The organism is Methylobacterium sp. J-068 (assembly GCF_022829445.1).
Classification (GTDB): domain Bacteria; phylum Pseudomonadota; class Alphaproteobacteria; order Rhizobiales; family Beijerinckiaceae; genus Methylobacterium.
On the sequence record NZ_JAKSXY010000122.1, the window covers coordinates 311,177 to 330,352 of the forward strand.

Consider the following 19,176-nt stretch of genomic DNA (forward strand, 5'->3'; position numbering starts at 1 on the left):
GCCTAATCCGTCCAGGCGCTACGAGGCCAGCGCGAGAATCGCGTCGCACGCCACATGGGCTTCGAGATGATCGGCGAGGCGGTCCAGCACCGCCTCGATCCCGGCCTCGTAGGCAAGGCCGCTCGGGGCGGCCCCGAGCCGGGCGAGCCACGCCCCGCGCTGGCGGTCGTCCGCGAACAGACCGTGCACGTAGGTCCCGGTGACGAGGCCATCGGCCGAGACCGCGCCGTCGCGGCGGCCGTCGCGCAAGCGGATCGCCGGGCGCGCCGTGTCGGGTCCGGTGGTGTCGCCCACATGCATCTCGTAGCCGCTGAAGGGCACCGCGTCGGGCAGGCTGGTGCCGGTCACGGCCGCGAGGTGTTTGACCGGCGTCATCACGGTCTCGACGTCGAGGAGGCCGAGGCCCGGCACGGAGCGCGCCGCGCCTTCGATGCCGTGCGGGTCGTCGATGCGCCGGCCCAGCATCTGGTAGCCGCCGCAGAGCCCGAGCACCCGCCCGCCGCGACGGACATGGGCGCGGATGTCGATGTCCCAGCCCTGGGCCCGCAGGAATTCGAGATCGTCGATGGTGGTCTTCGAACCCGGCAGCAGCACGAGGTCGGCGACCGGGATCGCCTCGCCCGGACGGACCAGCACCACCGCCACGTCGGGCTCGGCCCGGAGCGGGTCGAGGTCGTCGAAATTGGCGATGCGCGGCAGCACCGGCACCGCGACGACCTTGCGGCGGGCCTCCCCGGCTCCCGAGCCGGCCAGACCGAGGGCGTCCTCCGCCGGCAGGTGGGCCGCGTCCGGGAAATGCGGGATCAGGCCGAAGCTCGGCCAGCCGGTGGCCTCAGCGATCGTGGCCATGCCGTCGGCGAACAGGGTCGGGTCGCCCCGGAAGCGGTTGACCAGGAAGCCCCGAATCATGGCCGCGTCCTGCGGGTCGATCACCGCCTTCGTCCCGACGAGGCTGGCGATGACCCCACCCCGATCGATGTCGCCGAGCAGGATCACCGGGGTGCCGGTGGCGCGGGCAAAGCCCATATTGGCGATGTCGCCCCGGCGCAGGTTCACCTCGGAGGCCGAGCCCGCCCCTTCCACGACCACGAGGTCGGCCTGGGCCTTCAGGTGCGAAAAGCTCTCCAGCACGGAGGCGAGGAGGCGCGGCTTCCAGGCCTGGTAATCCCGCGCCTTCGCGGTGCCGACCATGCGCCCCTGGACCACGACCTGACTGCCGGTCTCGCTCTGGGGCTTCAGCAGCACCGGGTTCATGTGGACGGAGAGCGCGACCCCGGCGGCGCGCGCCTGCAGCGCCTGCGCCCGCCCGATCTCGCCGCCATCGGCGGTGACGGCGGCGTTGTTCGACATGTTCTGCGGCTTGAACGGCCGCACGGAGAGCCCCCGGCGCGCGAAGACCCGGCAGAGGCCGGCGACGATCAGCGACTTGCCGACATCCGAGCCGGTGCCCTGGATCATGATGGCGCGGGCGGTCACGGTCGGGGGCTCGACGGCGCGCAGGTGGGGTCGGCGGGCCGCGCGGCGCGATGGAAGGCGAGGATCGCCGCGCCATAGGTCTCGACCACCTCCGAGAACGGCACCCGCTCCGCCGTGGACAGGACGGCCCGGTGGCGGAACAACTCGTCGGGGATCGCGAGATCGCCGCAGGCGGAGGTCGCCGGTGGGGCCTGGTCCCATCCCGCCGGCAGGGGATGCCAGAGAAACCGGGCCTCGATGGTCTGACGCGTCGTTCCGAGGGACTGCACCGCCCGGCCGAACGGCGTGTCCGTCGTCTCGAGGAGGCGGTTCATCTCGGGCGTCAGCCGCTCGGGCACGTACCAGTTGTCCGCTTCCGACAGGACGTGGTCGCCGCAGGCGAGCCTGACCTGACGATACCCGAGAACCGCATCGGGGCCGACGTTCAGGCGCTGGCGCGTCTCCCCGGAGGCGGGCTTGTCCACCGCGCGCTGGAGGCGCGCGGCGAGGCGGGGCGTCGCCGCCATGCCGTGATCGGCGCACCACGCTTCCAGCGTCGCCGTGGCGGAGCGACTGGCGAGCAGCCTGGCGTTCAACCCCTCCATCACCGCGAGGACCTCGACGCGGCCGAGATAGGTGTCGGGCCAGGACGGAGCGGTCTCGGCGCGCGCGAACGGGATGCCCATCAGAACGAGAAGCGCGACGGAGCCGGGGAGCGATCGCATCAGAACTCGATGCCCTCCTGCGCCTTCACCCCGGCGGCGAAGTGGTGCTTCACGGAGGCCATCTCCGTGACGAGGTCGGCGGCCTCGATCAGGGCCGGCTTGGCGTTGCGGCCCGTGACGACGACGTGGAGGTCGGGACGCCGCGCCCGGAAGGCCGCCACCACATCGTCGATCGGCAGGTAATCGTAGCGCAGGGCGATGTTGAGCTCGTCCAGCACCACGAGGCGGATCGTCGGATCGGCCATGAGATCGAGGGCCTTGGCCCAGGCGTGCTCGGCGGCGGCGATGTCGCGGGCCTTGTCCTGGGTCTCCCAGGTGAACCCCTCGCCCAGCGTATGCCAGTCGACCCGGTCCCCGAAGGCCTTGAGCGCGTGCTTCTCGCCCGTGTCCCAGGCGCCCTTGATGAACTGCACCACGCCCACGCGCCAGCCACGGCCGAGGGCCCGCAGCATCAGCCCGAGGGCCGCCGTGGTCTTGCCCTTCCCGGGGCCGGTATTGACGATGAGAAGCCCCTTCTCGATCGTCTTCTCCGCCACCTCGGCGTCCTGGAAGGCCTTGCGCTTCTCCATCTTCTCCCGATGGCGTTCGGCGTCGGTCATGAGGTCGCTCCGGGTTGGGGTTTCACGATCATGGGCAGGCCCGCCACCATGAAGACGACATGGTCGGCGCGCCGCGCGAGGCGCTGGTGCAGGCGGCCGGCGACATCGCGGAAACGGCGGGCGAGCGCGTTGTCGGGCACGATGCCGAGACCGACCTCGTTGCCGACCAGCACCACCGGGCCGGGCGCCCCGGCGCAGGCGGCCAGGAGTGCTTCGGTGGCGGCCTCGACATCGGCCTCGGACAGGATGAGGTTGGTAAGCCAGAGGGTAAGGCAATCGACCAGCACCGGTCCCGTCGCGGCGGCGACGGCCTCGGGCAGATCCATCGGCACGTCCCGGGTGATCCAGCCGGCCGGGCGGCGCTCCCGGTGGAGGGCGATGCGGTCGCGCATCTCGTCGTCCCAGGCCTGCGCGGTCGCGAGGTACAGCCAGGGCGCGGGGCAGGTCTCGATCAGCGCCTCCGCATGAAGGCTCTTGCCGGATCGCGCGCCCCCGAGCACGAGGGTCAGTCTGGGAGGTGGTTGCGGCATAGGCTCCCCTGTGCCCGAGATCGGCCCTCGCGGTCAAAGGCGGGAAACCGCCCGCCGCCGCGTTGTCAGCGCACCCGCAACCGCGTAGAAGCACGGATCGGACGGTGCCCCGGCGACGGGGTGAAAAGGGAATGCGGTGCGGGGGCGACCCCAAAACCGCGGCTGCCCCCGCAACTGTGAGCGGAGACGGGCCTGCCATCGGCCACTGGAGCGATCCGGGAAGGCGGCAGGACCAGCGACCCGCGAGCCAGGAGACCTGCCTCCGAGAACTTGCCTCCGGGCGTGGACCTGCCGTCCACCCGCTCGATCCGTGACGGCCGCCGGCGGGGCGGCCAGGAGATGACCCGATGTCGACCAACACCCTCGTCCTGACCGGCACCCGCACCAACGAGCGCCTCGGCGCCGTGCTGGTGGCCGCCTTCCTCGGCCTCGGCCTGGTGTTCATGGCGGGCTTCGCCCCGGCGATGGCCCTGCACAACGCGGCGCACGACTTCCGGCACAGCCAGAACTTCCCCTGTCACTGAGCGCCTCCGCTTAAGGCAGACCCTCTCATGATCATCCGGCTCGTGTCGGCGGCCCTGGTCGCCGGCTTCCTCGCGGCTGTCGTCGCGACGGGCCTGCAACTCGCGCTCACCTCGCCGCTGATCATCGCGGCCGAGCGCTACGAGACGCAGGCCTCGGCGGAACCCGCGCGTTCGTCGCCCGCCTCCCTGATCGTGCGCGTCCATGGCGGACACGATCACGGCACCAAGGACCCGTCCGTCAGCGGCGGCGAGACCGCGCCCGAATGGCAGCCCGGCCCCGGGCTGCCGCGCATGGCCTTCACGGCGCTCGCCACCCTGGTGGGCGGCGTCGGATACACCCTGCTCCTCGGCGCCGCGCTCCTCGCCTGCAACCGCGAGCCGACCCCCGAGACCGGCCTGCGCTTCGCCGTCGCGGGCTTTCTCGCGGTGGCCCTGGCCCCGGCCCTCGGCCTGGCGCCGGAACTGCCCGGCATGGATGCCGCCCCCCTCGCCGACCGCCAGTTCTGGTGGGTGATGACGGCGGTCTCGACGGCGATGGGCCTCTACCTCATCGCGATCCGGCGGGCACCGATCACCATCGCGGGCGGCCTCGTGCTCCTCGTCGCGCCGCATCTCGCCGGGGCGCCGGAGGCGAGCCACGCCGCCTCGAACCTGCCGGCGGCCTATGCGGCGCAGTTCGCCGCCCGGTCCCTCGGCATCGCCTTCGTGTTCTGGGCGGTGATCGGGCTGGCCTATGGCTGGGCCTGGAACTTGTTCGAAAAGCACCGGCCGGTCCATGCCTGACACCGAGTCCGTCACCGTCTACGTCTGCACCACCTGCCGGGCGGACGGCGACGCCTCCGAGCCCCGGGCCGGCGCCCGGCTGCTCGCCGCCCTTCAGGAGGCGATGAGCGCGGGCGCGCATCCCGGCATCCGCGTCGAGGGTGTCGAGTGCCTCTCGGTCTGCAAGCGGGCCTGCACCGTGGCGGTGGCCTCGCGGGGCCGCTGGACCTACGTCTACGGCGATCTCGATCCGGCCGCCTCCGCCTGCGTCATCCTCGAAGGCGTCGGCCTCTATGGCGAGACGCCGGACGGCATCGTGCCCTGGAAGGCGCGGCCGCAGGAATTCCGCAAGGGCGTCGTCGCCCGCATCCCCCCCTTCCCGCCGCTCGCGGCGCCCCGTCCGGACGCCGCCGAATGACCCTCGTCACCAAGATCCCCTGCACCATCGTCACCGGCTTCCTGGGGGCGGGCAAGACCACCCTGGTGCGCCACCTCGTCGAGAACGCGAACGGCCGGCGCCTCGCGATCATCGTCAACGAGTTCGGCGACATCGGCTTCGACGGGTCGTTCCTCGCCGCCTGCGGCATCGAGGGCTGCGGCGACGAGGATATCGTCGAACTCGCCAACGGCTGCATCTGCTGTACCGTGGCCGACGATTTCGTGCCGGCCCTGAACAAGCTCCTCGACCGGGCCGACCCGCCGGAGCACATCCTGATCGAGACCTCGGGGCTCGCCCTGCCCAAGCCCCTCGTGCAGGCCTTCCAGTGGCCGGCGATCCGCTCGCGGGTGACGGTGGACGGCGTCGTCGCGGTCATCGACGGCCCCGCCGTGGCCGCCGGCTTCTTCGCCGACGATCCGGAGGCGCTGGCCGCCCAGCGCGCGGACGATGCCAGCGTCGACCACGACAACCCGTTGGAGGAGGTGTTCGAGGACCAGCTCCTCTGCGCCGACCTCGTCGTGATGAACAAGGCCGACCTCCTCGACGAGGCCGGGCGCGCCAAGGTCCGGGCCGAGGTGGCCGGACACCTGCCGCGTGCGGTGAAGATGGTGGAGGCCGAGCACGGGCGCCTCGACCCGCGCGTGATCCTCGGGATCGAGGCGGCGGCCGAGGACGACCTCGACGCACGCCCCTCCCACCACGGCGAGGGCGAGGACCACGACCACGACGACTTCGATTCGGTGGCGCTCCCCGTGCGTGCCAGCGCCAGCGCCGAGGACCTCGCGATCCGCGTGGCGCGCGCCGCCGAGACGGCAGGCGTGCTCCGCATCAAGGGCTTCGCCGAGGTCACCGGCAAGCCGATGCGCCTCGTGCTCCAGGGCGTCGGCGCCCGGGTCAGTCATCACTACGACCGGCCCTGGAAGCCCTCCGAGGCGCGCGACGGCCGCCTCGTGGTGATCGGCCTCAAGGGCTTCGACCGGGGCGCCGTCGCGGCAGCGCTGGTGGGATAGGTCCCACCCATGCACCTGATCCGCATCGATACGGTCTCCCTCGACGAGGGCGAAGCCGCGGTCGATCTCGGTCAGGCGCCGGGCGACATCGTGTTCCTGTCGTTCACGGATTCCGATCTGTTCGGAGTCGCCGGGGCGTATTCACGAGCGTTTCCACCGAGCGGTCCGGACGGCGTGCCGACCCTGCGCCTCGCCAAGCTGGCGAAGCTCCGGCACCCCATGTCGGTGGATCTCTACGTCGATCGCGTGATCGCCCGCTCGAAGATCGTGGTGATCCGCTGCCTCGGCGGCCTCGATTACTGGCGCTACGGCATCGAGCGTGCCGCCGCCGCCGCGCGGATGGGGGGCGTCAAGCTCGTGGTCTTGCCGGGCGACGACCGGCCCGACCCGCGCCTCGACGCCTTCTCGACGGCGCCCGACCTCGCCCCCGTCCTCGATGCCTATTTCCGGGCGGGCGGCGCCGACAACCTGCGCCGGATGCTCAGGCGCCTCGCGGCCGAAATCGGCTTTCCCGGTCAGATAGAAGAACCGCAGGCCCTGCCGCGCGGCTTCCTCTGCTGCCCGGGCTGCGGCCCCATCGAGCGCGACCGGGCGCTCGCCATCGGGCGCCCCATTCTGGCGGGCACGGCTCCCCTCGCTCTCCTCGTGGTCTACCGATCGGCCATACTGTCCGGCGACACCGCCCCCCTGGCGGCCCTCGGCGATGCGCTCCAGGCGCGCGGCCTTCAGGTGACGATGATGGCCGTGTCGAGCCTGAAGGACCCGGCGGCGTTGGGCGCCCTGCGCGACGCCATCGCGGCCCGCAAGCCCGACCTCGTCGTCGCCGCCACGGCGTTTTCCGCCCGCGAGGATGCTGGCTTCGTCCTCGACGGCGCCGATTGCCCGGTGATCCAGGCCTACACCGTCGGCGCCGCGCGCGCCGCCTGGGCGGCCTCGGCCCGGGGTCTCGCGGCGGCCGACCTCGCCATGCAGGTGGCGCTGCCGGAATTCGACGGGCGCCTGTCGGGCTTTCCCATCTCGTTCAAGGAGGACGGCCCGGAGATCGACGGCTTCTCCGAGCGCCGGGCGCGGCCCTATCCGGAGGGCATCGCGGCGCTGGCCGACCGGGCGGCGGCCTGGGTGCGGCTCGCACGAGCCCCCCGCGCGGACCGCCGCCTCGCCGTGGTGCTGTCGGATTATCCGGCGCGCGGCGGCCGGGCGGGCTTCGCCGTTGGCCTCGACACGCCCGAGAGCGCGCGGGCCATCGTGTCGGATCTGGGCGAGGCGGGCTACGCCGCCGGCCCCCTGCCGGACGCGGCCGCCCTGATGCGCGCCCTCACCCATGGGCCGCGCGATTTCCGCGTCGGGCTCGACGCCTATCGGGCGTGGTTCGCGGGCCTGCCGGAGGCGCAGCAGGCCGAACTCGTCGCAGCTTGGGGCGTGCCCGAGGCCGATCCCCTGTGCGTCGACGGCGGTTTTCGCTTTCCGATAGTTCGGTCGAAGCCCCCCGAGCCCCGGCACGCTGGGCCGCCTCACCGCCTCCATGGGCAGCGCGAGTCCCCTCTCCTGGAAGGAGAGGGACAGGGTGAGGTGTGTGACCTCTTCGGAAATGGACTACACCTCACCCCAGCCCTCTCCTTCCAGGAGAGGGGGCCCGTTGCGCCCGACGCCACCGGGGGGAGACTTTCGAAAGCGGCCTCAGAACGGGGCGCCCCGACAGGCCACGTCGCCCTGTTCCTCCAGCCCGATCGAGGCCGGGCGGCCGATCGCAAGGCCGGCTATCACGACCCCGACGCGGTCCCGACCCACGCCTACCTCGCCTTCCATCTCGGGCTGCGCACCCGCTTCGACGCGCTGATCCATCTCGGCACCCACGGCACCACCGAATGGCTCCCCGGCAAGGCGGTGGCCCTGTCGCCGGATTGCTGGCCGGCCCGCGCGATCGGCGCCCTGCCGGTGATCTATCCCTTCATCGTCGACGATCCGGGCGAGGCGGCCCCGCTCAAACGGCGCCTCGGCGGCATCGCCCTCGGGCACCTGACGCCCCGCACCGAAACGTCGGGCCTGGATCCCGAGGCCGCGCGCCTGCGCGAGCTCGTGGAGGAGTATTCCGCCGCCAGCGTGCTCGACCCGCGCCGTGCCGCGATCCTCGCCCGAACCATCCTCGACGAGGCCGCCTCGGCCGGGCTTCTCTCGGGCGCCGGCATCGATGCCGACACGGCCATGCCGGACGCGCTGGCCGCCCTCGACGCGCATCTTTGCGATCTCGGCGAGGTCACTACCCGCGACGGGCTGCATGTGTTCGGTCGGGCCGGCGACGATGCGCCGGACGCCGTCACGGCCTGCGCGGCGGGCGAGCGGGCCGGGCTTCTGGCCGCCCTCGACGGGCGCTTCGTGGCGCCGGGGCCCGCCGGCTCGCCGTCGCGCGGGCGCACCGACGTCATGCCGACGGGCCGCAACCTCGCGACCCTCGACCCGCGCAGCCTGCCGACCCGGGCCGCGACTACCCTCGGCTCGAAGGCGGCCGAGGCCGTGATCCTGCGCTACCTGCAGGACGAGGGGGAGTATCCCGCCCGCATCGTCATGGATCTCTGGGCTTCGCCGACCCTGCGCACGGGCGGCGAGGACATCGCCCATGCCCTCGCGCTGATGGGCGTGCGCCCGGTCTGGGACCACGCCTCCACCCGCGTCACCGGCTTCGAGGTGCTGCCGCCGGCGCTCCTCGACCGGCCGCGCATCGACGTGACGGTCCGGGTCTCGGGCGCGTTCCGCGACACCTTCCCCGAGACGCTGTCGCTCCTGGCCCGTGCCGCCGCGGCGGTGGCCGCGCGTGAGGAGGAGGACGAGGAGAACCCTCTCGCCGCGGCCCGGCGCCGGGGTGAGGCGGTCGCCCGCGTCTACGGGGCGGCGCCCGGGCGCTACGGCGCGGGCGCCGGCGGCCTCGCCCTCGATGGGGCCTGGGACGACCGGGCGGACCTCGGGCGCGCCTATCTCGATGCCACCTCCCACGCCTATGGCGGTGCGTCGGACGCGGCGGATGCGGGCTTCGCCGAGCGCGTGGCGCGGGCCGATGCCTATGTCCACACCTTCGACGTCGCCGAGCGCGACCTGCTCGACGGGGACGCCGCCGTGGAGGCGATGGGCGGGTTCTCGGCCGCCGCCGGGCTGACGGGGGCGAGCCCGGCGCTCTACAGCCTCGACGTCGCCACCCCCGAGGCGCCGAAGGCCCGCACCGCCCGCGAGGACGCGGCGCGGCTGATCCGGGGGCGCCTCGCCCATCCCCGCTGGATCGCGGCCCAGCTTCGGCACGGCTATCGCGGCGCGCAGGAACTGGCGCAGGGCGTCGATGCGGTCTTCGTGCTCGCCGCGACCACCGATGCCGTCTCGGACGCCGATCTCGACCGGCTCTACGGCGCGATGATCGCCGATCTCGACACCTTCGAGACCCTGCGCGCGGCCAACCCCGACGCGGCCCGCGCCATCCTGGAGCGCTTCGACGAGGCGCGCCGGCGCGGCCTCTGGCGCACCCGCCGGAACGCGATGGCGGCTGACGAATTGCTGCGCGAGGCGGCGGAGTGACCGCGCCCCGCCGCGTGCCGCCCGAAGCGCCGGCCCGGCGCGGCTGGTGCCCGAGCCTCGCCAGACCGATGCCGACCGGCGACGGGCTGCTCGCCCGCATCCACCCGCTTCTGGGGCGGTTGACGCCGGGTCAGACCCGCGCGGTGGCGGAGGGCGCGCGGCGCTTCGGCAACGGCCATATCGACGTGACGGCGCGGGCCAACCTGCAGGTTCGCGGGGTCGGCGAGGCGACCCGGTGCGGTCTCGCCGATCATTTGGCGGCCGTGGGGCTCGGGGACGTTCGCCACGATGGCGGTCCGCAGCGGCTGACCCTGACCACGCCGCTGGCCGGGCTGGAATCGAAGAACCCCATCGCTGTCGTCGCTCTGGCCGAGACGATCGAGGCCGCGGGGCTGGCGGTTCCGGGCCTGCCCGCCAAGACGCTGGTGGCGATCGAAGAAGCCTCGCCGCATACCCTCCTCGGGGCGGCTGAGGCCGACCTTCACCTCGTCGTCACGGCCGAAGGCCTGACCCTGCATCCGGCCGGTGACGCGGGCTGGTGGCGCGTCGCCGAGGCGGATGCGCCGAGGGTCGTGGACGGCGCGCTGCGGATGCTGGCGGCGAGCGGCCGGCGGCGGATCCGCGATCTCGATGACGGCCATTTCGCTTCATTCGCCGAGGCCTTCGGGCTGGTCCCGGCCCCGCCGATGCTCGACGCGCCGCGCCTCCGTCCCGGCCTTTTCCCCCTTCAAAGCGGCCGCGTGGCCCTGCTGGTGGATGCGCCCTTCGGGCGCTGCACGGCGGAGAGCCTGGACGTCGTGGCCGACGCGGCGGAGACCCTCGGCCCCGAGGCGCTGCGCCTCTCGCCGACGCGGGGGCTGCTGCTGGTCGCGCCCGGCCCGGCGGCGGCCGGCGCTGTGCGCGCCGCCCTCGACGAGGCCGGGTTCCTGACGCGGGCGGACGATCCGCGCGGCGCGGTCGCGGCCTGTCCGGGGGCTCCGGCCTGCGCATCGGGCTCCACGCCGACGCTGCGCGATGCGGCGCGCCTCGCCGGGCTGCTGCGTCCCTTCGCGGCGCGCGGATTGCGGGCGCACGTCTCGGGCTGCGCCAAGGGCTGCGCGCATCCGGGCGCCGCCGACCTTACCCTCGTCGGGCGGGACGGCGCCTACGACGTGGTGCTCAACGGGCGCCCCGATGCGTTGCCGGCGACGCGACTCCCTTTCGAGGCGGTGCTGGACCGCGTAAGGAGGGCCGATTCGGCATTGCCGCTCGATCGCGCGTTGTCCGATCCAGCGTTTCACGAGCCCGCGCCAGGACCCCGCACGTCATGAGTTCCCGCCTCGACTACCTGCGTGACGGGGGAGCGATCTATGCCCGCTCCTTCGCGATGATCCGGGCCGAGGCCGACCTCGCCCGCTTCCACGGCACCGCCGAGCGGGTGGTGGTGCGGATGATCCATGCCTGCGGCATGACGGACCTGCCCGGGGACGTCGAGGCCTCCGCCGATTTCGCCTCGGCCGGCGAGGCCGCCCTGAAGGCCGGGGCGCCGATCCTGTGCGACGTCCGCATGGTCGCCGACGGCGTCACCCGGTCGCGGCTGCCGGCCGACAACCGGGTGATCTGCACCCTGAGCGATCCGCGCGTGCCGGGACTCGCCGCCGCCATGGGCACCACCCGCTCGGCCGCCGCCATGGAATTGTGGCGCGAGCACCTGCCCGGCAGCGTGGTCGCGGTGGGCAACGCCCCGACCTCGCTGTTCCGGCTGCTCGAACTCCTCGACGAGGGCGTGGCGCCGCCGGCGGCGGTGGTCGGCATCCCGGTGGGCTTCGTCGGGGCCGCCGAATCGAAGGAGGCGCTGGCGCGGGACGGGCGGGTGCCCTTCATCGTGGTGCATGGACGGCGCGGCGGCAGCGCCATGACGGCCGCCGCCATCAACGCGCTCGCGCAAGAGATCGAGTGATGCAAGAAATCGAGTGATGCAAGAGATCAATTGATGAACCTGGGCGAGCGGCTTCCCCCCGAGACGGCGGAGCGGACCGAGCTTCCGCGCGCGGTGACCACCGGCACGCTGTTCGGCGTCGGCATGGGGCCGGGCGAGCCGGATTACCTCACCGTGCGGGCGGTGCGGGTGCTGGAGCGCGCCCCGGTGCTGGTGCATTTCTGCAAGAAGGGCCGGCGCGGCAACGCCCGCACCATCGCGGACGCGGTGCTGGCCCCCGAGCCGGCGCGCGAATGCCCGCTGGTCTACCCCTACACCACCGAACTCCACCCCGAGCATCCCGAATACGTGGCCGCGCTCGCCGCCTTCTACGACGACGCCTCGGCGCGCCTCGCCGACCATCTCGGCGCGGGCCGGGACGTGGCGATCCTGTCGGAGGGCGATCCGTTCTTCTACGGCTCGTTCATGCACCTCTGGCGCCGCCTCAAGGACCGTTTCCCCGTGGAGGTGGTGCCCGGCGTCACCGGCATGTCCGGCTGCTGGACCCGGGCCGGCACCCCGATCACCTGGGGCGACGACGTGCTCACCGTGCTGCCCGCGACCCTGCCGCACGCCGCCCTGGTGGAGCGCCTGCGCAGCACCGACGCCGCCGTGCTGATGAAGCTCGGCCGCCACCTGCCCAAGGTCCGGGCGGCGCTGGCCGAGGCCGGCGTGCTGGAGCGCGCGGTCTATGTCGAGCGCGGCACCATGGCGGGCGAGCGGGTGATCCCGCTGAAGGACAAGCCCGACGACGCGGCCCCCTACTTCTCGATGGTGCTGTTGCCCGGCGAGGGACGCCGGCCGTGAGCGGCTCGCTGACGGTGATCGGTTTGGGCCCCGGCGACCCGCGCCTGCTCACGGGCGCCGCGCAGGAGGCCCTGGCCCGCGCGCAGGACCTGATCGGCTACATTCCCTACGTCGCCCGCGTGCCCGAGCGGCCGGGCCTGGTGCGGCACGCCAGCGACAACCGCGTCGAGGTCGACCGCGCCCGCCACGCCCTCGAGCTCGCGGCCTCCGGCCGGCACGTGGCGGTGGTCTCGGGCGGCGATCCCGGCGTATTCGCCATGGCGGCGGCGATCTTCGAGGCCGTGGAGGCGGGCGATCCCGCCTGGCGGCATCTCGCCATCACCGTGGAGCCCGGCATCACCGCCATGCTGGCGGCGGCGGCCAAGCTCGGCGCGCCGCTCGGCGGGGATTTCTGCGCGATGTCGCTCTCGGACAACCTCAAGCCCTGGGAGGTCATCACCGCCCGGCTGGAGGCGGTGCTGCGGGCGGATTTCGTGGTGGCGCTCTACAACCCGATCTCGTCCGCGCGGCCCTGGCAACTCGGCGCAGCGCTCGGCCTCGCCGCCGAGATCCGGCGCGGCGACACGCCGGTGGTGTTCGCCCGCGCGGTCTCGCGCCCCGACGAGGCGATTCGCGTGCTCACCCTCGATCAGGCCCGCGAGACGAGCGCCGACATGGCGACCATGGTGATCCTCGGCGCCTCGTCCACCCGGCTGATCCCGCGCGGCGACGCGGCGCCCTTCGTCTACACGCCGCGCAGCGTGCCGGCGGCGTGATGGGCGGACCGGCCTGTCGTCTGGTGCCGCGTGACCCAATCCAGCGCCGCCGCGACGTCCGGCACGCTCGGGACGTCGGGCTTGGCCGGACGGGCGACCATGATCACCGGCAGGCCGAGCGTCCGCGCGGCGGCGATTTTGCCGTAGGTGGCGGACCCGCCGGAATTCTTGCTGACCAGCACCGCGATGCCCCGCTCGGCCAGGAACGCGGCCTCGGCCGCCGCGTCGAACGGGCCGCGCGCCCGGATGACGGTGAGGCGCGGCACCGCGAGCTCGACCGCCTCGATGGCGCGGACCACGTAATCGTGCTGCGGGGCGACAGCGAAGGCCGCCACCTCCTGCCGGCCGATGGTGAGGAAAACGCGGGCCGGGTCCTCGCCCAGCGCCCGCGCGGCCGCCGCCATGTCGGGCACGTTCGTCCAGCGATCGCCCGCGAGCGCCGTCCATGCCGGGCGGCGGATCGCGAGGAGGCGGGTTTCGGTCCGCGCGCAGGCCAGCGCCGCGTTGGCGCCGATGTGCGCCGCGAACGGATGCGTCGCGTCGATCACCAGGTCGGTGCGCTCCCGGACCAGCCAGGCGGCCAGCCCCTCGGCGCCGCCGAACCCGCCGATGCGAGTCGGCACGGCCTCCGCCTTCGGCTGGCTGGTGCGGCCGGCGAGCGACAGGGTGACGGAAACGGGCTCGGGCCCCGCGAGAAGGCCGCGCGCCAGCGCGCTCGCCTCGCCGGTGCCGCCCAGGATCAGGATTCGCATGGTGCCCTTGTCCATGAGCGCTGAGGCCGAGTCCATCGCTTGGCTCACCATCGTGGGCATCGGCGAGGATGGCCGGGCGGGCCTCAGCCCCGCGGCCCGCGCGGCCCTCGACGGCGCGAGCCTGGTCTATGGCGGCCGCCGCCACCTCGCCCTGGCCGCCCCCTTGAGCGCCGAGACCCGGGTCTGGCCGAGTCCGATCGCCGACGCCTATCCCGAACTGCTGGCGCGCAGCGGCCGGCCGACCTGCATCCTCGCCACCGGCGACCCGTTCCATTACGGCATCGGCGCCGAGATCGCCCGGCTGGTCCCGGCCGAGGCCCTGCGGGTATTCCCGCACGCCTCCGCCTTCAGCCTCGCCTGCGCCCGCCTCGGCTGGCCGCTCGCCGAGACCGGCTGCCTCACCTTGCACGGCCGGTCGCTGCCCCGGCTGATCCCGCACCTGCAGCCCGGCGCCCGTCTCCTCGTCCTGACCTGGGATGGATCGACGCCGGCCGCCGTCGCCGCCCTGCTGCGCGCGCGCGGCCTCGGCGCCTCCCGGCTCACGGTGCTGGAAGCGATGGGCGGCCCGCGCGAGCGCCGTCGCAGCGCCTTGGCGGAAGGCTTCGCGCTCGACGACATCGATCCGCTGAACACCTTGGGCGTCGAGGTCGTCGGCGCGGCGGATGCGCAGGTGGTCCCCCTCAGCCCCGGCCTCGACGATGCCTGGTTCGAGAATGACGGGCAGTTGACCAAGGCCGACATCCGGGCCGTGACGCTCGGCGCGCTGCGCCCCCGCGCGGGCCAGACCCTGTGGGACATCGGCGCCGGGGCCGGCTCGATCTCCATCGAGTGGATGCTACGGCATCCGAGCCTGCGCGCCGTCGCCGTGGAGGCGAACCCGGCCCGCGCCGCCCGCATCGCCCGCAACGCCGACCGGCTCGGGGTGCCGGACCTGCGCGTGGTCGAGGGACGCGCCCCCGATGCCCTCGCCGGACTGGCGCCGCCCGACGCGATCTTCATCGGCGGCGGGGTCACGGTGCCGGGCGTTCTCGATGCGGCCATCGAGGCCCTGCTCCCCGGCGGGTGGCTGGTGGCCAACGTGGTGACCCTGGAGGGCGAGGCCGTGCTGCTGGCGGCCTTCGCCGTGCGCGGCGGCAGCCTCAAGCGCCTCACGGTCGCGCATGCCGACCCGGTGGGGCATCTCCACGGCTGGCGTGGCGCCATGCCGGTGACGCAATGGGCCTGGGCGAAGCGGTGACGGCGGAACGCCCCGCCCCGGACATCGTCGCCGGGCTCGGCTTTCGCCATGCGGCCTCGACCGAGGCGATTCGCGCGCTGATCCACCGGGCCTTCGATGACGCGCGCCTCCCGCTCACCCGCCTCGCCTGCCTCGCCACCCCCGCCGACCGGGCCGGCGAGCCCGCGATCGGTGCCGTCGCGGCGCATCTCGGGCGTCCCCTGGTTCCGGTCTCGGCCGACGCGATGGTCGCGGTCGACGCGCAAGTGGTCACCCGCTCGGGCCGGATCGCGGCGAGCCGGGGAGTCGGATCGGTGGCCGAGGCCGCCGCCCTCGCCGCCGCCGGGGACGGGGCGACGCTGCTGCTGGCGCGCATCGCCAGCGCGGAGGCGACCTGCGCCCTCGCGCTTTGCCGATAGCCCTTCAGCCCTTGCGCTTTGCGCACAATCCGTCAGCAAGACGCCATGACCGTTCATTTCATCGGTGCCGGCCCGGGCGCCGCCGACCTCATCACGGTGCGCGGGCGCGACCTCATCGCGCGCTGCCCCGTCTGCCTCCATGCCGGCTCGCTGGTGGCGCCCGAGATCCTGGGCTGGTGCCCGCCGGGCGCGCGCATCGTCGACACCGCGCCCCTCGACCTCGACGCCATCGTGGCCGAATGCGCGGCCGCCCACGCAGCGGGGCAGGACGTGGCGCGCCTGCATTCGGGCGACCTCTCGATCTGGAGCGCGCTCGCCGAGCAGACCCGGCGCCTGACGGACGCCCGCATCCCCTTCACGGTGACGCCGGGCGTGCCGTCCTTCGCCGCCGCCGCCGCGCTCCTGCGCCGTGAACTCACCGTGCCGGGGCTGGCCCAATCCGTCGTCCTCACCCGGACCTCGGGGCGCGCCAGCGCCATGCCGGAGCGCGAGACGCTGGCGGCCTTCGCCGCCACCGGCGCGACGCTCGCCCTGCACCTCTCGATCCACGTCGTCGACACCATCGTCTCCGAACTCACCCCCTCCTACGGCTCGGACTGCCCGGTGGCCGTGGTGTTCCGCGCCACCTGGCCGGACGAGCGGGTGCTGACCGGGACGCTGGCCACGATCGGCGCGCGGGTGGCCGAGGCCGGGCTGGAGCGCACGGCCCTGATCCTGGTCGGCCCGGCCCTCGACCCCGCGGAGTTCCGCGAGAGCGCGCTGTATTCCACCGACTACGACCGGCGCTTTCGCCCGACGCGCGCGAGCGTGCTGGCCGAGCGCGGCGCGGAACCATCTTCGGGAGAGCCGTCGTGAGCGTGCCCGGCCTCCTCGTCGCCGCCCCCCGGTCGAGTTCGGGCAAGACCACCGTGACCCTGGCATTGCTGCGCGCACTCAGCCGGCGCGGCATCGCGGTGCGCGGCGCCAAGTGCGGGCCGGACTACATCGACCCCGCCTTCCATCAGGCGGCCACCGGCCATCCGAGCTACAACCTCGACAGCTTCGCGATGCCGGAGCCGATGCTCGACGCGGTGGCGGGCCTCTCGGCGGCGAACGCCGATCTCGTGGTGGCCGAGGGCTCCATGGGGCTGTTCGACGGCATCGTGGCCGCCGAGGGCCGGACGGGGGCGAACGCCGACATCGCGGCCCGCTATGGCTGGCCGGTGATCCTCGTCCTCGACGTCTCGGGCGCCGCGCAATCGGCCGCCGCGCTCGCGCTCGGGTGCCGGGCCTACGATGCCCGCATCCGCATCGCCGGGGTGATCCTCAACAAGGTCGCGAGCCCGCGCCATCGCCGCCTCGTGGAGGCGGGCCTCGCCCGCATCGGCATGCCGGTGCTCGGTGCCCTGATGCGCGACGCCAGCCTCGTGCTGCCCGAGCGCCATCTCGGCCTCGTGCAGGCGCGCGAGACCAACGATCTCGACGCGCGCCTCGACCGGCTCGCGGATCTGGCGGAGGCCGGGCTCGACCTCGACGCGATCCTGGCTGCCGCCGCCGGCGCGGCGCCCGCCCTCGGCGCGGGGACATTGCCCCGGCCACCGGGCCAGCGCGTCGCCATCGCGTCGGACGCGGCCTTCTCGTTCCTGTATCCCCACATGGAGGCCGGCTGGAGGGCGGCGGGCGCGGAACTCGTGCCCTTCTCGCCCCTGGCCGATGCGAGCCCGCCGGACGATTGCGACGCCTGCTGGCTGCCCGGCGGCTACCCCGAACTGCATGCCGGGCATCTGGCGCGGGCGGACCGTTTCCTGAGCGGATTGCGGGACTTCGCGCGCACCCGGCCGGTGCACGGCGAGTGCGGCGGCTACATGGTGCTGGGGACGAGCCTGGAGGATGCCGCCGGGGTGACGCACGCCATGGCGGGCCTGCTCCCCGTGGCGACCTCCTACAAGGCGCGCCGCCTGCATCTCGGCTACCGGGTCGCCACGCTGCTGGCCGACGGCCCGCTGGGGGCTGCGGGCGGGCGCCTCGTGGGCCACGAATTCCACTACGCCAGCGAGCGCGGTGACGCGCCGACGCCGGAGACCGCGCTCGCCGCCGTCACGGACGCGGAGGGCGTCCCGCTCGGGCTCGCCGGACACCGGCACGGCCGGACCACGGGCAGCTTCTTCCACCTGATCGGGTAGCGCCCACCGGGACCGGATCGGGTCGCCTAGCCGGCGGCGGTCGGCTCCGGCGCCTGCTTGCCCATCTTCGCGGCGGTCCGCACGATGGCGAGGACGTCGCGCCGCAACTGATCGTCCTCGATCAGCGCGTAGGCCCTGAGCAACTCGATCGCCCCCTGGCCACTGAGGAAGCCGAACACGTCGGATTGCGTTCCGCCCAACTCGTCCTCCTCGAAGAAGGCCGAGACGGGGACTTCCAGAAGACGGGCGATCTCGCGCAGACGTCCGGCACCGACGCGGTTCTGACCCTTCTCGTACTTCTGGACTTGCTGGAAGGTCACGCCGACGGCGGTACCGAGGGCAGTCTGGCTCAACCCCCGCGCCTTGCGCAGGGCGGTGATCCTCAATCCGACGAGCCGGTCGACGTCGGTGGTCTGCTTAGGCATCATTTCTCAGTTCAGTCCCTATCGAGAAGATTCGCTCCAGCCCGGACTTGCCTCTGGGGCGACCAGCTCTGAGCGTTTTCGCACGACCTTGTGCATGATTCCCTAAGTTCATTGACTTCGAGACCATCGCAGCCGACCGTCGATCCAGCGAGCCGGATCAGATTATCCTTGTCTGCTCTCAAGCGCCAACGATGTTTTACTCCGCCTCAGCATCTCACCTGCCCATTGTGACAGCTTGACCACAAAGCCGGCAGGTCTGGCAAGCCTTCCGTTGCGGCGAACCCTCCGGAAAACCGACGCGGCGCCGCGCCGCCTGCCACAGCCGCGGCATCCCGCGCACCGATGCAAACTACCGACCCGGACGCCATCGAGAGGTCCGGCGGCCCGCGGCCGATGCGCCGCGCCCGTGGCCTTTCGCGTGCGGATGCCCCAAAATCACCGCGCGCGGATGCCCCCCCAGAATCGCAACGTCCCGTCGGCTCTCCCGAACCGGCAAAAACCCAGGTGGATCATGTATATCGCGATGAACCGTTTCAAAGTCGTCAAGGATGCGACCGAAGACTTCGAGCAGGTCTGGCTCGGACGCGACAGTCATCTCGGTGAGATGCCGGGTTTCGTCGAGTTCCATCTGCTTCGGGGGCCGGAACACGAGGACCACGTCCTCTACGCCTCCCACACGATCTGGTCGTCGAAGGCCGATTTCGAGGCCTGGACCCGCTCGGAACAGTTCCGCAAGGCCCATGGGCGCGTGCCGTCGACCAAGCCGCTCTATCTCGGTCATCCACAGTTCGAAGGATTCGAGACGATCCAGACCGTGGCGCGGCCCGATTCGGACGCCGCCTGATCCGCCATCTACCCAACGGCCGAGCGCGGGCCGAGGCGGGGCCGGAACGCCACGGGTCCGCGCCCCATCCCCTGGCCTCGCCGCGAAACCGAGGCGCGCGCATCGGACGGTCCTGGCCCGTGTGCCTGTCCGCACATGTCGGGAATGCTCGGGCCGGGACGGACCGTTCGTTCAGTTAACGTTCCGTTGCGATGCGATAACGCCGGCCTTAGGGCAGGCTTGGCTTCAGGGACTTGA

Annotated in this window: 20 protein-coding genes and 1 riboswitch; of the genes, 14 read left to right on the top strand and 6 right to left on the bottom strand. The window is 73.1% G+C overall.

The features are described 5' to 3' along the window. Positions 1–18 precede the first annotated feature (18 nt). From MKK54_RS21735 to cobU, 4 genes are read right to left on the bottom strand one after another with little or no spacing between them, the layout of a single operon-like run. Positions 19–1,458, bottom strand: a complete 1,440-nt coding sequence (locus tag MKK54_RS21735; RefSeq protein ID WP_244014646.1) for a cobyric acid synthase — start codon at positions 1,456–1,458, stop codon at positions 19–21. 14 nt (positions 1,459–1,472) lie between these two features. Continuing rightward, positions 1,473–2,180 (bottom strand): hypothetical protein, encoded by a 708-nt coding sequence (locus tag MKK54_RS21740; protein WP_244014136.1) that lies wholly within the window; start codon positions 2,178–2,180, stop codon positions 1,473–1,475. Next, positions 2,180–2,779, bottom strand: a complete 600-nt coding sequence (gene cobO / locus MKK54_RS21745) for a cob(I)yrinic acid a,c-diamide adenosyltransferase (protein WP_244014138.1) — start codon at positions 2,777–2,779, stop codon at positions 2,180–2,182. Before cobO ends, MKK54_RS21740 begins: the two co-directional genes overlap by 1 nt. After that, on the bottom strand, positions 2,776–3,309 hold the full coding sequence (gene cobU, locus MKK54_RS21750; protein WP_244014140.1) for a bifunctional adenosylcobinamide kinase/adenosylcobinamide-phosphate guanylyltransferase: 534 nt from the start codon (positions 3,307–3,309) through the stop codon (positions 2,776–2,778). Before cobU ends, cobO begins: the two co-directional genes overlap by 4 nt. 85 nt (positions 3,310–3,394) lie before the next feature. After that, positions 3,395–3,588, top strand: a riboswitch (cobalamin riboswitch). A gap of 68 nt (positions 3,589–3,656) precedes the next feature. Between cobU and MKK54_RS21755 the strand changes: the two genes are divergently transcribed. From MKK54_RS21755 to cobJ, 9 genes are read left to right on the top strand one after another with little or no spacing between them, the layout of a single operon-like run. Continuing rightward, positions 3,657–3,833, top strand: a complete 177-nt coding sequence (locus MKK54_RS21755; protein WP_055947494.1) for a CbtB-domain containing protein — start codon at positions 3,657–3,659, stop codon at positions 3,831–3,833. Between the two features lie 27 nt (positions 3,834–3,860). After that, entirely contained in the window at positions 3,861–4,616 is a 756-nt protein-coding gene (locus MKK54_RS21760; protein WP_244014143.1) for a CbtA family protein, read from the top strand. Next, positions 4,609–5,013 (top strand): DUF1636 family protein, encoded by a 405-nt coding sequence (locus MKK54_RS21765; protein ID WP_244014145.1) that lies wholly within the window; start codon positions 4,609–4,611, stop codon positions 5,011–5,013. The genes MKK54_RS21760 and MKK54_RS21765 overlap by 8 nt, the downstream gene beginning before the upstream one ends. Then, positions 5,010–6,044, top strand: a complete 1,035-nt coding sequence (cobW, locus tag MKK54_RS21770) for a cobalamin biosynthesis protein CobW (RefSeq protein ID WP_244014148.1) — start codon at positions 5,010–5,012, stop codon at positions 6,042–6,044. Before MKK54_RS21765 ends, cobW begins: the two co-directional genes overlap by 4 nt. 9 nt (positions 6,045–6,053) lie before the next feature. After that, positions 6,054–9,602 (top strand): cobaltochelatase subunit CobN, encoded by a 3,549-nt coding sequence (cobN, locus tag MKK54_RS21775; RefSeq protein WP_244014150.1) that lies wholly within the window; start codon positions 6,054–6,056, stop codon positions 9,600–9,602. Next, positions 9,599–10,912, top strand: coding sequence for a precorrin-3B synthase (gene cobG / locus MKK54_RS21780; RefSeq protein WP_244014152.1), 1,314 nt, complete (start codon positions 9,599–9,601; stop codon positions 10,910–10,912). The genes cobN and cobG overlap by 4 nt, the downstream gene beginning before the upstream one ends. Beyond that, positions 10,909–11,541: a precorrin-8X methylmutase gene (locus MKK54_RS21785; protein ID WP_244014154.1), complete on the top strand. Its 633-nt coding sequence runs from the start codon at positions 10,909–10,911 to the stop codon at positions 11,539–11,541. Before cobG ends, MKK54_RS21785 begins: the two co-directional genes overlap by 4 nt. Before the next feature lie 33 nt (positions 11,542–11,574). Then, positions 11,575–12,366, top strand: coding sequence for a precorrin-2 C(20)-methyltransferase (locus MKK54_RS21790; protein WP_279597472.1), 792 nt, complete (start codon positions 11,575–11,577; stop codon positions 12,364–12,366). After that, complete coding sequence (cobJ, locus tag MKK54_RS21795; protein WP_244014157.1) at positions 12,363–13,121, top strand: precorrin-3B C(17)-methyltransferase; 759 nt, start codon at positions 12,363–12,365, stop codon at positions 13,119–13,121. Before MKK54_RS21790 ends, cobJ begins: the two co-directional genes overlap by 4 nt. Here cobJ and MKK54_RS21800 read toward each other — a convergent pair. After that, on the bottom strand, positions 13,091–13,909 hold the full coding sequence (locus tag MKK54_RS21800; protein ID WP_244014159.1) for a cobalt-precorrin-6A reductase: 819 nt from the start codon (positions 13,907–13,909) through the stop codon (positions 13,091–13,093). The two genes, cobJ and MKK54_RS21800, sit on opposite strands and share 31 nt — an antisense overlap. On the opposite strand from MKK54_RS21800, the gene cbiE reads away from it, so the two are divergent. From cbiE to MKK54_RS21820, 4 genes are read left to right on the top strand one after another with little or no spacing between them, the layout of a single operon-like run. Further along, positions 13,887–15,110 (top strand): precorrin-6y C5,15-methyltransferase (decarboxylating) subunit CbiE, encoded by a 1,224-nt coding sequence (cbiE, locus tag MKK54_RS21805; RefSeq protein ID WP_244014161.1) that lies wholly within the window; start codon positions 13,887–13,889, stop codon positions 15,108–15,110. The genes MKK54_RS21800 and cbiE overlap by 23 nt on opposite strands. After that, the gene (locus MKK54_RS21810; RefSeq protein WP_244014164.1) at positions 15,089–15,508 is read left to right on the top strand and encodes a cobalamin biosynthesis protein; all 420 of its coding nucleotides are present in this window, start codon (positions 15,089–15,091) and stop codon (positions 15,506–15,508) included. Before cbiE ends, MKK54_RS21810 begins: the two co-directional genes overlap by 22 nt. 45 nt (positions 15,509–15,553) lie before the next feature. Then, the gene (gene cobM, locus MKK54_RS21815) at positions 15,554–16,363 is read left to right on the top strand and encodes a precorrin-4 C(11)-methyltransferase (protein ID WP_244014166.1); all 810 of its coding nucleotides are present in this window, start codon (positions 15,554–15,556) and stop codon (positions 16,361–16,363) included. After that, positions 16,360–17,670 carry a cobyrinate a,c-diamide synthase gene (locus tag MKK54_RS21820; RefSeq protein WP_244014168.1) on the top strand — a complete coding sequence of 437 codons (1,311 nt, stop codon included), beginning with the start codon at positions 16,360–16,362 and terminating at the stop codon, positions 17,668–17,670. The genes cobM and MKK54_RS21820 overlap by 4 nt, the downstream gene beginning before the upstream one ends. A gap of 26 nt (positions 17,671–17,696) precedes the next feature. Here MKK54_RS21820 and MKK54_RS21825 read toward each other — a convergent pair whose 3' ends face one another. After that, complete coding sequence (locus MKK54_RS21825) at positions 17,697–18,098, bottom strand: helix-turn-helix domain-containing protein (protein WP_244014170.1); 402 nt, start codon at positions 18,096–18,098, stop codon at positions 17,697–17,699. A 508-nt stretch (positions 18,099–18,606) separates the two neighbouring features. Between MKK54_RS21825 and MKK54_RS21830 the strand changes: the two genes are divergently transcribed. Next, entirely contained in the window at positions 18,607–18,939 is a 333-nt protein-coding gene (locus MKK54_RS21830; RefSeq protein ID WP_244014650.1) for an antibiotic biosynthesis monooxygenase family protein, read from the top strand. Positions 18,940–19,176: the final 237 nt, after the last annotated feature.

What these genes read in the sequence shown, in the direction of transcription:
- cobO (WP_244014138.1), bottom strand. Translation starts at nt 2,779, where the DNA reads ATGACCGACGCCGAACGCCATCGGGAGAAGATGGAGAAGCGCAAGGCC.
- MKK54_RS21810 (WP_244014164.1), top strand. Translation starts at nt 15,089, where the DNA reads ATGGGCCTGGGCGAAGCGGTGACGGCGGAACGCCCCGCCCCGGACATC.
- cobU (WP_244014140.1), bottom strand. Translation starts at nt 3,309, where the DNA reads ATGCCGCAACCACCTCCCAGACTGACCCTCGTGCTCGGGGGCGCGCGA.
- MKK54_RS21790 (WP_279597472.1), top strand. Translation starts at nt 11,575, where the DNA reads ATGAACCTGGGCGAGCGGCTTCCCCCCGAGACGGCGGAGCGGACCGAG.
- cobN (WP_244014150.1), top strand. Translation starts at nt 6,054, where the DNA reads ATGCACCTGATCCGCATCGATACGGTCTCCCTCGACGAGGGCGAAGCC.
- cobW (WP_244014148.1), top strand. Translation starts at nt 5,010, where the DNA reads ATGACCCTCGTCACCAAGATCCCCTGCACCATCGTCACCGGCTTCCTG.
- MKK54_RS21830 (WP_244014650.1), top strand. Translation starts at nt 18,607, where the DNA reads ATGTATATCGCGATGAACCGTTTCAAAGTCGTCAAGGATGCGACCGAA.
- cobM (WP_244014166.1), top strand. Translation starts at nt 15,554, where the DNA reads ATGACCGTTCATTTCATCGGTGCCGGCCCGGGCGCCGCCGACCTCATC.
- MKK54_RS21760 (WP_244014143.1), top strand. Translation starts at nt 3,861, where the DNA reads ATGATCATCCGGCTCGTGTCGGCGGCCCTGGTCGCCGGCTTCCTCGCG.
- MKK54_RS21765 (WP_244014145.1), top strand. Translation starts at nt 4,609, where the DNA reads ATGCCTGACACCGAGTCCGTCACCGTCTACGTCTGCACCACCTGCCGG.
- MKK54_RS21755 (WP_055947494.1), top strand. Translation starts at nt 3,657, where the DNA reads ATGTCGACCAACACCCTCGTCCTGACCGGCACCCGCACCAACGAGCGC.
- MKK54_RS21740 (WP_244014136.1), bottom strand. Translation starts at nt 2,180, where the DNA reads ATGCGATCGCTCCCCGGCTCCGTCGCGCTTCTCGTTCTGATGGGCATC.
- MKK54_RS21800 (WP_244014159.1), bottom strand. Translation starts at nt 13,909, where the DNA reads ATGGACTCGGCCTCAGCGCTCATGGACAAGGGCACCATGCGAATCCTG.
- MKK54_RS21825 (WP_244014170.1), bottom strand. Translation starts at nt 18,098, where the DNA reads ATGATGCCTAAGCAGACCACCGACGTCGACCGGCTCGTCGGATTGAGG.
- MKK54_RS21735 (WP_244014646.1), bottom strand. Translation starts at nt 1,458, where the DNA reads ATGATCCAGGGCACCGGCTCGGATGTCGGCAAGTCGCTGATCGTCGCC.
- cbiE (WP_244014161.1), top strand. Translation starts at nt 13,887, where the DNA reads ATGAGCGCTGAGGCCGAGTCCATCGCTTGGCTCACCATCGTGGGCATC.
- MKK54_RS21785 (WP_244014154.1), top strand. Translation starts at nt 10,909, where the DNA reads ATGAGTTCCCGCCTCGACTACCTGCGTGACGGGGGAGCGATCTATGCC.